At 59.8% G+C, this 12,957-nt stretch carries 16 protein-coding genes; 12 read left to right on the top strand and 4 right to left on the bottom strand.

Features of this window, described 5'->3' with window-relative positions:
- Window positions 1-62 precede the first annotated feature (62 nt).
- Together proB and ACWKWE_RS20410 are read left to right on the top strand one after the other, a co-directional pair.
- Window positions 63-1,181: a glutamate 5-kinase gene (gene proB, locus ACWKWE_RS20405; RefSeq protein WP_483851519.1), complete on the top strand. Its 1,119-nt coding sequence runs from the start codon at window positions 63-65 to the stop codon at window positions 1,179-1,181.
- Window positions 1,182-1,208: 27 nt separating this feature from the next.
- On the top strand, window positions 1,209-1,679 hold the full coding sequence (locus tag ACWKWE_RS20410; protein ID WP_166598375.1) for a CreA family protein: 471 nt from the start codon (window positions 1,209-1,211) through the stop codon (window positions 1,677-1,679).
- Between the two features lie 124 nt (window positions 1,680-1,803).
- Here ACWKWE_RS20410 and rpsT read toward each other — a convergent pair whose 3' ends face one another.
- Entirely contained in the window at window positions 1,804-2,079 is a 276-nt protein-coding gene (rpsT, locus tag ACWKWE_RS20415; RefSeq protein ID WP_166598376.1) for a 30S ribosomal protein S20, read from the bottom strand.
- Between the two features lie 250 nt (window positions 2,080-2,329).
- On the opposite strand from rpsT, the gene murJ reads away from it, so the two are divergent.
- Complete coding sequence (gene murJ / locus ACWKWE_RS20420; RefSeq protein WP_483851520.1) at window positions 2,330-3,874, top strand: murein biosynthesis integral membrane protein MurJ; 1,545 nt, start codon at window positions 2,330-2,332, stop codon at window positions 3,872-3,874.
- Here murJ and ACWKWE_RS20425 read toward each other — a convergent pair.
- On the bottom strand, window positions 3,867-4,085 hold the full coding sequence (locus ACWKWE_RS20425; RefSeq protein WP_166598341.1) for a hypothetical protein: 219 nt from the start codon (window positions 4,083-4,085) through the stop codon (window positions 3,867-3,869). The genes murJ and ACWKWE_RS20425 overlap by 8 nt on opposite strands.
- Between ACWKWE_RS20425 and ribF the strand changes: the two genes are divergently transcribed.
- From ribF to ispH, 5 genes are all read left to right on the top strand, one after another.
- Window positions 3,993-4,928: a bifunctional riboflavin kinase/FAD synthetase gene (ribF, locus tag ACWKWE_RS20430; protein ID WP_166598378.1), complete on the top strand. Its 936-nt coding sequence runs from the start codon at window positions 3,993-3,995 to the stop codon at window positions 4,926-4,928. The genes ACWKWE_RS20425 and ribF overlap by 93 nt on opposite strands.
- Before the next feature lie 13 nt (window positions 4,929-4,941).
- Window positions 4,942-7,773: an isoleucine--tRNA ligase gene (ileS, locus tag ACWKWE_RS20435; protein WP_483851521.1), complete on the top strand. Its 2,832-nt coding sequence runs from the start codon at window positions 4,942-4,944 to the stop codon at window positions 7,771-7,773.
- Window positions 7,766-8,281, top strand: coding sequence for a signal peptidase II (lspA, locus tag ACWKWE_RS20440; RefSeq protein WP_483851522.1), 516 nt, complete (start codon window positions 7,766-7,768; stop codon window positions 8,279-8,281). Before ileS ends, lspA begins: the two co-directional genes overlap by 8 nt.
- Window positions 8,274-8,726 carry an FKBP-type peptidyl-prolyl cis-trans isomerase gene (fkpB, locus tag ACWKWE_RS20445; RefSeq protein WP_483851523.1) on the top strand — a complete coding sequence of 151 codons (453 nt, stop codon included), beginning with the start codon at window positions 8,274-8,276 and terminating at the stop codon, window positions 8,724-8,726. The genes lspA and fkpB overlap by 8 nt, the downstream gene beginning before the upstream one ends.
- 82 nt (window positions 8,727-8,808) lie before the next feature.
- Entirely contained in the window at window positions 8,809-9,756 is a 948-nt protein-coding gene (gene ispH / locus ACWKWE_RS20450) for a 4-hydroxy-3-methylbut-2-enyl diphosphate reductase (protein ID WP_341960087.1), read from the top strand.
- Window positions 9,757-9,761: 5 nt separating this feature from the next.
- Here ispH and ACWKWE_RS20455 read toward each other — a convergent pair whose 3' ends face one another.
- On the bottom strand, window positions 9,762-10,265 hold the full coding sequence (locus ACWKWE_RS20455; protein WP_483851524.1) for a GspH/FimT family pseudopilin: 504 nt from the start codon (window positions 10,263-10,265) through the stop codon (window positions 9,762-9,764).
- Between the two features lie 169 nt (window positions 10,266-10,434).
- Here ACWKWE_RS20455 and pilV point away from each other — a divergent pair, with 169 nt between their 5' ends.
- From pilV to ACWKWE_RS20475, 4 genes are read left to right on the top strand one after another with little or no spacing between them, the layout of a single operon-like run.
- On the top strand, window positions 10,435-10,890 hold the full coding sequence (pilV, locus tag ACWKWE_RS20460) for a type IV pilus modification protein PilV (RefSeq protein WP_483851525.1): 456 nt from the start codon (window positions 10,435-10,437) through the stop codon (window positions 10,888-10,890).
- Window positions 10,887-11,588, top strand: coding sequence for a PilW family protein (locus ACWKWE_RS20465; RefSeq protein WP_483851526.1), 702 nt, complete (start codon window positions 10,887-10,889; stop codon window positions 11,586-11,588). The genes pilV and ACWKWE_RS20465 overlap by 4 nt, the downstream gene beginning before the upstream one ends.
- A 10-nt stretch (window positions 11,589-11,598) precedes the next feature.
- Window positions 11,599-12,087, top strand: a complete 489-nt coding sequence (locus tag ACWKWE_RS20470; RefSeq protein WP_483851527.1) for a pilus assembly PilX family protein — start codon at window positions 11,599-11,601, stop codon at window positions 12,085-12,087.
- Between the two features lie 11 nt (window positions 12,088-12,098).
- Window positions 12,099-12,515, top strand: coding sequence for a type IV pilin protein (locus ACWKWE_RS20475; protein ID WP_483851528.1), 417 nt, complete (start codon window positions 12,099-12,101; stop codon window positions 12,513-12,515).
- A gap of 2 nt (window positions 12,516-12,517) precedes the next feature.
- On the opposite strand, the gene ACWKWE_RS20480 is transcribed toward ACWKWE_RS20475, so the two are convergent.
- Window positions 12,518-12,946 carry a type IV pilin protein gene (locus tag ACWKWE_RS20480; RefSeq protein ID WP_166597130.1) on the bottom strand — a complete coding sequence of 143 codons (429 nt, stop codon included), beginning with the start codon at window positions 12,944-12,946 and terminating at the stop codon, window positions 12,518-12,520.
- Between the last annotated feature and the right edge of the window lie 11 nt (window positions 12,947-12,957).

Consider the following 12,957-nt stretch of genomic DNA (forward strand, 5'->3'; position numbering starts at 1 on the left):
GCTGAAATCAGCGGCGTTTTAGTATCTTGGATTTGTACTCTCTGGCTTAAGGTTGAAAGATCATGCGGAGCAAGGTGACAGGTGCCCAGCGTTGGGTTGTGAAGATCGGAAGTGCGCTGCTCACGGCGGACGGCAAGGGTCTTGATCGCAACGCGATGGGTGTTTGGGTCGAGCAGATGGTGGCGCTGCATGAAGCGGGCGTCGAGCTGGTTCTGGTTTCGTCTGGCGCGGTAGCGGCCGGGATGAGTCGACTGGGCTGGGCTGCGCGACCGAGTGCCATGCATGAGCTTCAAGCGGCGGCGGCGATTGGTCAGATGGGTCTGGTGCAGGCTTGGGAATCGAGCTTCGCTGAGCATGACCGTCATACCGCGCAAATTCTGCTGACCCATGACGACCTGTCCGACCGCAAGCGCTACCTCAATGCGCGGAGCACCCTGCGCACGCTGGTCGAACTGGGTGTTGTGCCGGTCATCAACGAAAACGACACGGTCGTGACCGACGAAATCCGCTTCGGTGACAACGACACGCTGGCAGCGCTGGTAGCCAACCTGGTCGAAGCCGATCTGCTGGTCATTCTCACGGATCGTGACGGTATGTTCGACGCCGACCCACGCAATAATCCTGAAGCCCAATTGATCTACGAAGCCCGTGCCGATGATCCGGCGCTGGATGCCGTAGCGGGCGGTACGGGCGGGGCGCTGGGGCGCGGTGGCATGCAGACGAAGCTGCGTGCGGCGCGTCTGGCGGCGCGTTCGGGTGCGCACACGGTGATCGTCGGTGGCCGCATCGAGCGCGTGCTGGCACGCCTCAAGGCGGGTGAGCGGTTGGGTACGCTGCTGTCGCCCGAGCGCGAGATGTTGGCGGCGCGCAAGCAGTGGCTGGCCGGGCATTTGCAGACTCGCGGCACGCTGGTGCTGGATGATGGAGCGGTCAAGGCCCTCACTGAAAGCCACAAGAGCCTGCTGCCTGTAGGGGTGAAGGTGGTGCAGGGCAGTTTCCGTCGTGGCGAGATGGTGGTGTGTGTTGCGGCGGACGGTCGCGAAGTCGCTCGCGGGCTGAGCAACTACAGCGCGCTTGAAGCGCAGAAAATTATCGGTCTGTCCTCCGACTCCATCGTGAGGGAGTTGGGTTATATAGCTGAGCCTGAGTTGGTTCATCGCGACAACCTGATTCTGGTGTGAGTCAGGCTCTCTGAACAGGAAGCTGCAATGCGATTCGTAAAAGGAATGCTGGGTGCGCTGCTGATGTTGCCCGTGCTGGCGTCGGCTGAAGAGATTGGTCAAGTTTCGACGGTGTTCAAATTCGTCGGCCCCAATGACCGGATTGTAGTCGAGGCGTTTGACGATCCCAAGGTCGATGGCGTGACCTGCTATCTGTCGCGCGCCAAGACCGGTGGCCTGAAGGGTGGGTTAGGGTTGGCAGAGGATCGCGCGGAAGCGTCGATTGCCTGTCGCCAGGTTGGGCCTATCCACTTCAAGGGTGAGCTCAAGGATGGCGATGAGGTGTTCAAGGAGCGCACATCGCTGGTGTTCAAGACCATGCAAGTCGTGCGTTTCCTCGACAAGAAGCGCAATACGCTCGTGTATCTGGTCTACAGCGATCGTGTGATTGAGGGCAGCCCGCAGAATGCGGTGACCGCGATTCCGATCCTGCCTTGGGCGCCCGCGCCAGCGCCGTGACGAGACTGCGTCAACTCGGTAGGAGCGAATTCATTTGCTCTTGCCGTTGTTTTGGTCAGGATGTGCTGCCAAATCGCAGGCAATAAAAAACCGACCTGAGGTCGGTTTTTTAACAAACAGTCGCTTAGGCTGCAGCTTGGTTCAGAGCCTTGACGTGACCGTTCAGGCGGCTCTTATGGCGAGCAGCTTTGTTCTTGTGGATGATGCCTTTATCGGCCATACGGTCGATAACTGGCACGGCCAGAACATAAGCAGCTTGCGCTTTAGCAGCGTCTTTGGCGTCGATGGCTTTCACTACGTTCTTGATGTAGGTACGAACCATGGAACGCAGGCTGGCGTTGTGGCTGCGACGCTTCTCAGCCTGTTTTGCACGTTTTTTGGCGGAAGGTGTGTTGGCCACCGTCGAGCTCCTCGAAAGACTTGGGAAATAGCTAACAAAATAGGCCGCGAATCATGCCGATGAGTTTGATGCTTGTCAAGGGCAGTTGATGCGTTCCGCTGAGTGGTCGCCGTGTGATGCCGAGGTGATTTCTTTCCGGCGTGCGACCTGTAAACTCGCGGGTTTTGGCTCAGTGCTGTTTTGCGGCGCGGAGTATCGCATAAATGGAACGCGCTATGGCGCTTCCTTTGGTCGGGCGCACAACCTTTCGATGAATCTACTCAAGTCACTCGCCGCCGTAAGCTCTATCACAATGCTTTCGCGGGTTCTGGGCTTTATCCGCGACACCATCATTGCCCGTGCTTTCGGGGCAGGAATGGCAACAGATGCCTTCTTCATCGCCTTCAAGTTGCCCAACCTTCTGCGCCGGATTTTCGCCGAGGGTGCGTTCTCTCAAGCGTTCGTCCCGATCCTTGCGGAATATAAAAGTCAGCAGGGAGAGGAGGCGACCCGCACATTTGTCGCTTATGTCACGGGATTGCTGACCCTGGCGCTTGCTTTGGTCACGGTGCTGGGCATCCTTTTCGCACCGTGGGTGATCTGGGCGACTGCGCCAGGCTTTGCCGACACGCCGGAAAAATTCCAGCTGACCTCCGATCTGCTGCGGGTGACCTTTCCTTATATATTGCTGATCTCGCTGTCGTCGCTGGCGGGGGCCATCCTCAACACCTGGAACCGGTTCTCTGTTCCGGCCTTCGTGCCGACGCTGCTTAACCTGGCGATGATCTTCTTCGCACTGTTCCTGACCCCGTATTTTCATCCGCCGGTCATGGCCTTGGGATGGGCCGTGCTGGCGGGCGGCTTGCTGCAGCTGCTGTATCAACTGCCGCACCTCAAGAAGATTGGCATGCTGGTATTGCCAAGGCTGAACCTGAAGGACGCAGGCGTCTGGCGCGTGATGAAACAGATGCTGCCGGCGATGCTGGGTGTGTCGGTCAGCCAGATCTCCCTGATCATCAACACTATTTTTGCGTCGTTTCTGGCCGCCGGTTCGGTGTCGTGGATGTACTACGCCGACCGCCTGATGGAGTTGCCGTCGGGCGTGTTGGGTGTGGCGTTGGGGACGATCCTGCTGCCGATTCTCTCCAAGACGTACGCCAGCCGGGACCGTCAAGAGTATTCGCGCATTCTGGACTGGGGCCTGCGCCTGTGTTTCGTGCTGGTACTGCCTTGCACCCTGGCGCTGGGATTGCTGTCCGAGCCGCTGACCATCTCGTTGTTCCAGTACGGCAAGTTCGATGGCCACGATGCCGCCATGACTCAGCGTGCGCTGATTGGTTACGCCGTCGGGCTGCTCGGCATCATCGTGATCAAGGTGCTGGCCCCCGGCTTCTACGCTCAACAAAATATTCGCACGCCGGTGAAAATCGCTGTCTTCACCCTCATAGTGACTCAGGCGTTCAACGTTTTATTCGTCTACGGCGTGCACTTGGCCCATGCGGGACTGGCGCTGGCGATCAGCATGGGCGCGTGTCTGAACGCGCTGCTTCTTTATTGGCAGCTGCGCAAACAGGATTTGTATCAGCCGCAGCCGGGCTGGCCGGTGTTTCTGGTCAAGCTGCTCGTGGCTGTTTCCGTGATGTCTGCGGTCCTGCTGGGCCTGATGCATGTCATGCCGTCGTGGTCCGATGGGCAGATGCTCGAACGTTTCATCCGGTTAGGCGGGCTGGTTGCAGCCGGAGTCGTCGCTTATTTCGGGATGTTGCTGCTGTTGGGTTTTCGCCTCAAGGATTTCGCCCGCAAGGCGATCATGTAGGATCAATCGTCGGTTTTTGCCGGTTAACGCCGATTGTTGCTGTTTGGCTGAATGTGTCGCCTGTCGTTGACGGCAGTGTGTGGTTATAATCGGCCACTTTATGAGCAAGAAGCGCGTTATGCAGCTGGTTCGAGGCCTTCACAACTTGCGCCCCCAGCATCGGGGCTGCGTCGCCACCATTGGCAATTTCGACGGCGTTCATCGTGGTCACCAGGCTATCCTGGCGCGACTGCGCGAGCGCGCCGTGGAATTGAGCCTGCCCAGTTGCGTCGTGATTTTCGAGCCGCAGCCGCGTGAGTTCTTCGCGCCGGAGACGGCCCCCGCGCGCCTGGCTCGTCTACGAGACAAGCTTGATCTGCTGGCAGCCGAGGGCGTTGACCTGGTGCTTTGCCTGCCATTCAACCAGCGATTGAGCAAATTGAGCGCTGCCGAGTTTGTCGACACCGTGTTGATCGGCGGTCTGAACGTCAAGCATCTGGAGGTCGGTGACGATTTCCGGTTTGGCTGCGACCGGGTAGGCGATTTCGCGTTCCTGCAAAAGGTCGGTGCCGAAAAAGGCTTCACGGTCGAAGCGGCGCAGACGGTAGAGATCGAAGGCGAACGCGTCAGCAGCACCAAGGTGCGTAATGCCCTGGCTGCCGGCGATTTTGCCCTTGCCGAACGTTTGCTTGGTCGTCCATTCGAGATCACCGGCCGTGTCCTGCATGGCCAGAAGCTGGCGCGTCAGTTGGGTACGCCCACTGCCAACGTGCAGCTCAAGCGCCGCCGCGTGCCGTTGACCGGGGTTTACCTGGTCAGTGCGCACATCGACGGCAAGGTCTGGCCGGGTGTTGCCAATATTGGCGTGCGGCCAACCGTGGCGGGGGATGGACGCCCTCACCTTGAAATACATCTTCTGGATTTTGCCGGTGATATCTATGGCCGGCGCCTGACGGTGGTCTTCCACCAAAAGCTGCGTGATGAGCAGCGTTTCGCCTCGCTTGAGGCGCTTAAGACGGCGATCAATGCGGACGTCGCTGCCGCCCGTGCCCATTGGGGCATGGTCAACCGCTAACCTAGAGCCTGAAATGACCGATTACAAAGCCACGCTTAATCTTCCGGACACCGCCTTCCCGATGAAGGCCGGCCTGCCCCAGCGCGAGCCGCAAACTCTGCAGCGCTGGGACAGCATTGGCCTGTACCAGAAGCTGCGTGAAATTGGCAAGGATCGTCCAAAGTTCGTACTGCACGACGGTCCTCCGTACGCCAACGGCAATATTCACATCGGTCACGCGGTCAACAAGATTCTCAAGGACATGATCGTCCGTTCGAAGACGCTCTCGGGCTTTGACGCGCCTTACGTTCCGGGCTGGGACTGCCACGGTCTGCCGATCGAACACAAGGTCGAAGTCACCCACGGCAAGAACCTGCCCGCAGACAAGACCCGCGAACTGTGCCGCGCCTACGCTGCCGAGCAGATCGAAGGCCAGAAAGCCGAGTTCATTCGTCTGGGCGTGCTGGGCGATTGGGCCAACCCGTACCGCACCATGGACTTCGCCAACGAAGCCGGAGAAATCCGTGCGCTGGCTGAAATGGTCAAGAACGGTTTCGTGTTCAAGGGGCTCAAACCCGTGAACTGGTGCTTCGATTGCGGTTCGGCGCTGGCTGAAGCGGAAGTTGAATACCAGGACAAGAAGTCGTCGACCATCGACGTGGCCTTTCCGGCCGCCGATGCTGACAAGCTCGCTGCCGCTTTCGGCCTGTCCAGCCTGAGCAAACCTGCCGCTATCGTGATCTGGACCACCACCCCGTGGACCATTCCGGCGAACCAGGCGCTCAACGTTCACCCTGAGTTCACCTACTCGCTGGTCGACACCGGCGAGCGTCTGCTCGTGCTGGCCGAAGAGTTGGTGGAAGCCAGCCTCAAACGCTGGAACCTCGAAGGCACAGTGCTGGCCACTGCGCCGGGCGCGGCGCTGGAGTTGATCAACTTCCGTCATCCGTTCTATGACCGTCTGTCTCCGGTTTACCTGGCTGACTACGTCGAGTTGGGCGCGGGCACGGGCGTGGTCCACTCCGCTCCGGCTTACGGCGAAGACGACTTCGTGACGTGCAAGCGTTACGGCATGACCAACGATGACATCCTGACCCCGGTTCAGAGCAACGGCGTGTACGCGCAGTCGCTGGAGTTCTTTGGCGGTCAGTTCATCTGGAAGGCCAACCCGGCCGTCGTCGAAAAGCTTCAGGAAGTCGGCGCGCTGCTGCACACCGAAACCATCACCCACAGCTACATGCACTGCTGGCGCCACAAGACTCCGCTGATCTACCGCGCCACCGCGCAGTGGTTCGTCGGCATGGACAAGCAGCCTGTGTCGGGCGATACCCTGCGTAATCGCGCCGTCAAAGCCATCGAAGAGACGAAGTTCGTACCGACATGGGGGCAGGCTCGTCTGCACTCGATGATCGCCAACCGTCCTGACTGGTGCATCTCTCGTCAGCGCAACTGGGGCGTGCCGATCCCGTTCTTCCTGAACAAGGAAAGCGGCGAGCTGCATCCACGCACCGTCGAGCTGATGGAAGAAGTGGCCAAACGCGTCGAAAACGAAGGCATCGAAGCCTGGTTCAAGATGGACGCGGCTGAATTGCTGGGCGACGAAGCGTCGCTGTACGACAAGATTTCGGACACGTTGGACGTCTGGTTCGATTCGGGCACCACGCACTGGCACGTCCTGCGCGGTTCGCATCCGATGGGCCACGACCAGGGTCCACGCGCCGACCTGTACCTGGAAGGTTCCGACCAGCATCGCGGCTGGTTCCATTCGTCCCTGCTGACGGGCAGCGCCATCGATGGCCACGCTCCGTATCGCGAGCTGCTGACCCACGGCTTCACCGTGGACGAGAACGGTCGCAAGATGTCCAAATCCCTGGGCAACGTGATCGCGCCGCAGAAAGTGAATGACACGCTGGGCGCCGACATCATGCGTCTGTGGGTGTCGGCCACCGACTACTCGGGCGAGATGGCCGTTTCTGAAACCATCCTGCAACGCAGCGCTGACGCGTACCGTCGTATCCGTAACACGGCGCGTTTCCTCCTCTCCAACCTGAGCGGTTTCAACCCGGCCACTGACATCCTGCCGGCCGATGAAATGCTCGCACTGGACCGTTGGGCCGTGGACCGCGCATTGCTGCTGCAACGCGAGCTCGAAGAGCATTACGGCGAATACCGTTTCTGGAACGTCTACTCGAAAGTGCACAACTTCTGCGTGCAGGAGCTGGGCGGTTTCTACCTGGACATCATCAAGGATCGCCAGTACACCACCGGCGCCAACAGCAAGGCCCGTCGTTCGTGCCAGACTGCCTTGTTCCACATCTCCGAAGCGCTGGTGCGCTGGATCGCGCCGATCCTGGCGTTTACCGCTGACGAGCTGTGGCAATACATGCCGGGCGAGCGTAACGAGTCGGTCATGCTCAACACCTGGTACGAAGGCCTGAGCGAGTTGCCGGAAGGCTTCGAGCTGGACCGCGCCTACTGGGAGCGGGTCATGGCGGTCAAGACAGCCGTCAACAAAGAACTAGAGAACCAGCGTGCGGCGAAAGCCATCGGTGGCAACCTGCAGGCTGAAGTGACGCTGTACGCCGAAGACGACCTGACCGGTGATCTGGCCAAGTTGGGCGATGAGCTGCGTTTCGTGTTGATCACGTCCAAAGCCAGCGTGGCGCCGTTTATCAGCGCTCCTGCTGATGCCGTCGTGACTGAAGTCGCGGGCTTGAAGCTGAAAGTGGTCAAATCCGGCTACACCAAGTGCGCCCGTTGCTGGCACTTCCGTGAAGACGTTGGCGTGCACGCCGAGCATCCGGAAATCTGCGGTCGTTGTGTGGACAACATCAGCGGCGCGGGCGAGGTTCGTCACTATGCCTAATGCGTCGGCTGGCCGTCTGGGCCGCTTGAGCTGGCTGTGGTTGAGCGTGCTGGTGGTGGTCATTGACCAGGCCAGCAAGTTCTACTTCGAGAACGCGCTTAGCCTTTATCAACAGATCGTGGTCATCCCCAGCTATTTCAGCTGGACCCTGGCCTACAACACCGGCGCGGCGTTCAGCTTTCTGGCCGACAGCTCCGGCTGGCAGCGCTGGCTGTTCGCCCTGATCGCCGTGGTGGTCAGTGCCGTACTGGTGGTCTGGCTCAAGCGGTTGGGTCGCCACGAGACCTGGCTCGCGATTGCGCTGGCATTGGTGCTGGGTGGTGCATTGGGCAACCTCTATGACCGTATCGCCATCGGTCACGTCATCGACTTCGTGTTGGTGCACTGGGATACCCGCTGGTACTTCCCGGCCTTCAACTTTGCTGACAGTGCGATCACTGTCGGCGCGATCATGCTTGCTCTGGACATGTTCAAGAGCAAGAAAACCGGAGAACCCGTTCATGACTGAACACGCCATTCAAGAAACACGCATCGGTCAGAACACGGAAGTTACGCTGCATTTCGCTCTGCATCTGGAAGACGGCAACACCGTCGACAGCACCTTCGACAAAGCCCCGGCAACCTTCAAGGTCGGCGACGGCAACCTGCTGCCAGGTTTCGAGGCGCTGATTTTCGGCTTCAGGGCGGGTGACAAGCGCAAGGTCGAAGTGCCGCCGGAAAACGCTTTCGGTCAGCCCAATCCGCAGAACGTGCAGATCATGCCGCGCTCGCAGTTCCAGAACATGGAGCTCTCCGAGGGTTTGCTGGTGATCTTCAATGATGCGGCCAATACTGAATTGCCGGGTGTGGTGAAGGCGTTTGACGACGAGCAGGTAACCGTCGACTTCAACCATCCGTTGTCGGGCAAGACGCTGACGTTCGAGGTCGAAATCCTTGAGGTGAAGGCGCTCTGAGCATCGCCAGAGCGTCCGGCCCCGACCCCGTTCGGGGCCTTTTCGTTTTTATGTTTCATTGCGCGTAGACACGAGGCACATCATGCAAATCAAACTCGCCAACCCACGTGGCTTCTGTGCCGGAGTGGACCGTGCGATCGAAATCGTCAATCGCGCGCTGGAAGTGTTTGGCCCGCCGATTTACGTGCGCCATGAAGTGGTTCATAACAAATTTGTCGTCGAAGACCTGCGCAGCCGTGGCGCGATCTTCGTCGAAGAGCTGGATCAAGTGCCGGACGACGTGATCGTCATCTTCAGTGCCCACGGGGTTTCCCAAGCCGTGCGCAGCGAAGCGGCGGGCCGTGGCTTGAAAGTCTTCGACGCCACTTGCCCACTGGTGACCAAGGTGCACATCGAAGTCGCTCGTTACAGCCGTGACGGCCGCGAGTGCATTCTGATCGGCCACGAAGGCCACCCGGAAGTCGAAGGCACCATGGGCCAGTACGACGCCAGCAATGGTGGGGCGATTTATCTGGTCGAGGACGAAGAAGACGTTGCCAATCTGCAGGTGGTCAACCCGGAGAAACTGGCATTCGTGACCCAGACGACGTTGTCCATGGATGACACCAGCCGGGTGATCGACGCCCTGCGCGCGCGCTTTCCGGCCATTGGCGGTCCGCGCAAAGACGATATCTGCTACGCCACGCAAAACCGTCAGGATGCGGTCAAGCAACTGGCTGACGAATGCGACGTGGTGTTGGTGGTGGGCAGCCCGAACAGCTCCAACTCTAACCGTCTGCGCGAGTTGGCCGAGCGCATGGCGACCCCGGCTTACCTGATTGACGGGGCCGAAGACATGCAGCGCAGCTGGTTCGATGGCGTTGAGCGCATTGGCATTACGGCCGGGGCGTCCGCACCCGAGGTGCTGGTGCGCGGCGTGATTCAGCAGTTGCAGGCCTGGGGTGCAGTGGGCGCGGATGAACTCTCGGGGCGCGAAGAAAACATTACGTTCTCGATGCCCAAGGAACTGCGGGTCAAACAGATTCAGTAATACGGTCAGGCGCAGGGTTCGGTGGTGAAACCGCTGCTGCGGAGCGTCACGCGCCCGGTGACGGCAATCGCGATCTGGTAGTGACTGGCGGCGGTGTCTCTCAGGCACACCCCCAGCGTGCCATTGGTGTTGTTGAGCAGCCTCCCCGAGCTGTCGAATCCTATGCGTCGGGACACCCGTCCATTGCCCACCACCGTTACGTTCCTATGCCCGCTGCGCTCGGCCACTATCACCTCATCGTCATCCCGGAACTGGTTACGGTTAGTGTCCACGAACACCTGCCAGCCTTCACCCCACGAGCGGTGTTGCGCCTGCATGATCACGGGCTGACTCCGTAGAATCGCCTCGACCCTGGCCAGACGCAGGCCGCTGACCAACTGTTGGGCAGTGTCGTGACGACGCTGTGAGTCCACCAGGGCGCTAAACGAGGGAGCGGCCAGCGCCGCCGCGATGCCGATCAACGCCAGCCCAATCAGCAGCTCAATCAACGTCAGTCCTGCCTGCCGCATAGTCGTCTCTCCCTGACCCCATCGCGCCCTAGGAAACCCCCATTCCAGATGCCTGGCAAGTTCATCGATTGTCAGTCGGTGTGTCAGCAAACAGGCGTTACACACCCGTCGGGCAGCCTTCAAATGATCGGCTTCACTGGTGGCTGCGCACGAGTGATAGGGGTGTTCGATGAGTCGCGTTTCGAGGCAAGCGGGTATGACGTTGACTGAGGTGCTGGTCGCGCTGTTGGTGCTGTCCATTGGCATTCTCGGCGCGGCGATCGTGCAACTCAACGCGCTGAAGCAGACTGACAGCGCGATGCGCAGCAGCCAGGCCAGCTTTGTCGTCAACGACCTGTTAGAGCGGGTCCGCGCCAATTCCGATGTTGATTACGGTCTGGGTTCACTCAGCCAAGCCCCCAGTTCGGGGGACCTCAACAACCCCCGTGATCAGGATTTGTTTGATTTTGCCGATCAGTTGCGCCGCATGCTGGGCGACGATGTCGAGGCAACTGTCGTCCATGCCGGTGCCCGACTCAGGGTCGCGGTGGACTGGAATGATTCGCGAGCCCAGGGCGAAGACGCAGTGCGACGCACCTTGACCCTGGACAGTTTGGTCCGACCCGCTCGGAGCGCAGGACCATGATCGCGCAGACTAAAGGATTCGGGCTGGTCGAAATCATGCTGGCGCTGTTGATCAGCTTGGTGATGTCCTTGGCGCTGGCGCAAGTATTCACCACCGCCAAAAGCACAAACCTCAGTCAGAACGCGTCCGCCAGCCTGCAGGAAGACGCCCGTTTCGTTCTCGCCAAAATGGTCCGGGAGATTCGTTTGGTCGGGATGTTCGGCTGTCTGGGTCGCGTGCAGGATTTCAGTGTCGGCGGCAGGTTTTCCGACGCTTTCAACACCCCCGTTCAGTGGGACGCCCGGCAGAAATCTCTTACGGTGATGACCGCTCCCGTGGGCGCGGATAGCCCGTGGCATGAGTGGATCGTGCACACCGACTGCCTCACCTCGGCCACGGCATGGTCCCGCGGCCATGCCCCGTCGCTTCAAGCTGGGGAAATCGCGTTGCCGGTTCAGCGGCATGTGTATCGACTCAACGAACAGCGCCACGAACTGACCCTCGATGGTCAACCATTGTTGAGCAACATTCGCGCATTCAGCGTGCTGTTCGGCGTGGCGGACTCGGCGAGTGAGCCGGGTATCGCTCGCTATACCCATCAGCCTGACCCCGCACGCATTCGCAGCGTGCGCCTGACGTTAACCCTGTTCGATCCCGCTGACCGGACGCAGGAGCAGACCTTCAATCTGGTGGCTGCTATTCGCAACCGCCTCGGCTAAGGAACGGGCCATGAACACACAGCGCGGAGTGGTGTTAATCGTCAGCCTGGTCTTCCTGCTCCTGCTGACATTATTGGGCACCTCGTCCATGCAGAACGCCACACTGCAGGAAAAAGTCGCAGGTGGTCTGGCATTGCGCGATGCCTCATTTCAAGCGGCAGAGGCGGTGTTGCGAACGGCCGAGGCGAGCGTGCTGGCGCCCGGATTCTCCCAGCCCGAATGCCCTACGCCTGCAGCCTGCCTGCCGCCCTCGGAAGCATTGACGCTCTTGGCCGCAGGTGAAGGAGGGGCATCCGGGGTGAGATGGATTGCTAGCGAAGGCGGCTTCTTCGGCATCCAGCATCTCGGCGAAACCGAAGACCCCATCGGCATGCCGCCCCCCGATCAACCCCAAAAACTCTACCGTGTCACGGCCATCGGTCTGCACGGCACCTCGCGAACCGTACTGGAAAGCGTCCACACCCACGAGCGCCGCATCCTGTGGCGCCAACGGCAATGAAGGGCGCACGAATGACCGAACGAGGCTTCACCCTGATCGAACTGCTGATCGCCGTCGCCCTGATCGCGATTCTGGCCGCCATCGCCTACCCGTCCTACACCGAACACCTGCGCAAAACCCGCCGGGCCGAAATCGCAGCCTTGCTGGTTGAAGAGGCCCATCGGCTGGAACGGTTTTATTCACGGGCAGGGCAATACACCAACACCCAAGGCCCTCCGGTGCGGGAGCATGAGGTGTCGGTGGGAAATGGGTTTTATGCGATTGAGGCTGAGCGTTCGGAGCAGGGGTTCAAGTTGGTGGCGACCCCGATGGCCGGGACGCTGATGGCGGGGGATAAGTGTGGCGGGTTTGTGCTGGAGAACACTGGCAAACGCGACAATGTGGGGATGTCGGGGGATGCCAGTGTGCAGGGGTGTTGGGGGCGGTGATGTTATTTCCAGCATTCAGCGGTGGTTGGGGTTTTGGTTCCCGCCTGATCAATTGTCATCGTGCCGCATGTGTCATTGGTTTGCGTGCCTTGCGGCGCAATCTGCAAGGTATAAGTCGTTGAAGAGGATGAAGCCGTCACGAAGGTGAGCTGGTATTTCGCGTTCGTGGAGTTCAATACCGTGGTTTTATCGTCGGCCACTAGCCCGATCGTTTTGAGCGTCGCGCCAGCGTACGTGTTGTTCTGAGCGTAAAACCGCTCGGTCCTCGCCACCGCATCGTTAAGCATGGCAAGCCCTTCGGACCGATACCCCCGCTGTACGTATTTGGTGTACGACGGATAGGCGATAGCTGCCAGGATTCCGACGATAGCAACGGTAATCATCAGCTCTATCAGGGTAAAACCGCGCTGTTTTGAAGAACTATTAGTCATAATCCATCGTT

Source organism: Pseudomonas salicis (assembly GCF_057128705.1).

What these genes read in the sequence shown, in the direction of transcription:
- proB (WP_483851519.1), top strand. Translation starts at nt 63, where the DNA reads ATGCGGAGCAAGGTGACAGGTGCCCAGCGTTGGGTTGTGAAGATCGGA.
- ACWKWE_RS20455 (WP_483851524.1), bottom strand. Translation starts at nt 10,265, where the DNA reads ATGCGGCAGGCAGGACTGACGTTGATTGAGCTGCTGATTGGGCTGGCG.
- ACWKWE_RS20410 (WP_166598375.1), top strand. Translation starts at nt 1,209, where the DNA reads ATGCGATTCGTAAAAGGAATGCTGGGTGCGCTGCTGATGTTGCCCGTG.
- ACWKWE_RS20465 (WP_483851526.1), top strand. Translation starts at nt 10,887, where the DNA reads ATGATCGCGCAGACTAAAGGATTCGGGCTGGTCGAAATCATGCTGGCG.
- ispH (WP_341960087.1), top strand. Translation starts at nt 8,809, where the DNA reads ATGCAAATCAAACTCGCCAACCCACGTGGCTTCTGTGCCGGAGTGGAC.
- murJ (WP_483851520.1), top strand. Translation starts at nt 2,330, where the DNA reads ATGAATCTACTCAAGTCACTCGCCGCCGTAAGCTCTATCACAATGCTT.
- fkpB (WP_483851523.1), top strand. Translation starts at nt 8,274, where the DNA reads ATGACTGAACACGCCATTCAAGAAACACGCATCGGTCAGAACACGGAA.
- ribF (WP_166598378.1), top strand. Translation starts at nt 3,993, where the DNA reads ATGCAGCTGGTTCGAGGCCTTCACAACTTGCGCCCCCAGCATCGGGGC.
- ileS (WP_483851521.1), top strand. Translation starts at nt 4,942, where the DNA reads ATGACCGATTACAAAGCCACGCTTAATCTTCCGGACACCGCCTTCCCG.
- ACWKWE_RS20480 (WP_166597130.1), bottom strand. Translation starts at nt 12,946, where the DNA reads ATGACTAATAGTTCTTCAAAACAGCGCGGTTTTACCCTGATAGAGCTG.
- lspA (WP_483851522.1), top strand. Translation starts at nt 7,766, where the DNA reads ATGCCTAATGCGTCGGCTGGCCGTCTGGGCCGCTTGAGCTGGCTGTGG.
- ACWKWE_RS20475 (WP_483851528.1), top strand. Translation starts at nt 12,099, where the DNA reads ATGACCGAACGAGGCTTCACCCTGATCGAACTGCTGATCGCCGTCGCC.
- pilV (WP_483851525.1), top strand. Translation starts at nt 10,435, where the DNA reads ATGAGTCGCGTTTCGAGGCAAGCGGGTATGACGTTGACTGAGGTGCTG.
- ACWKWE_RS20470 (WP_483851527.1), top strand. Translation starts at nt 11,599, where the DNA reads ATGAACACACAGCGCGGAGTGGTGTTAATCGTCAGCCTGGTCTTCCTG.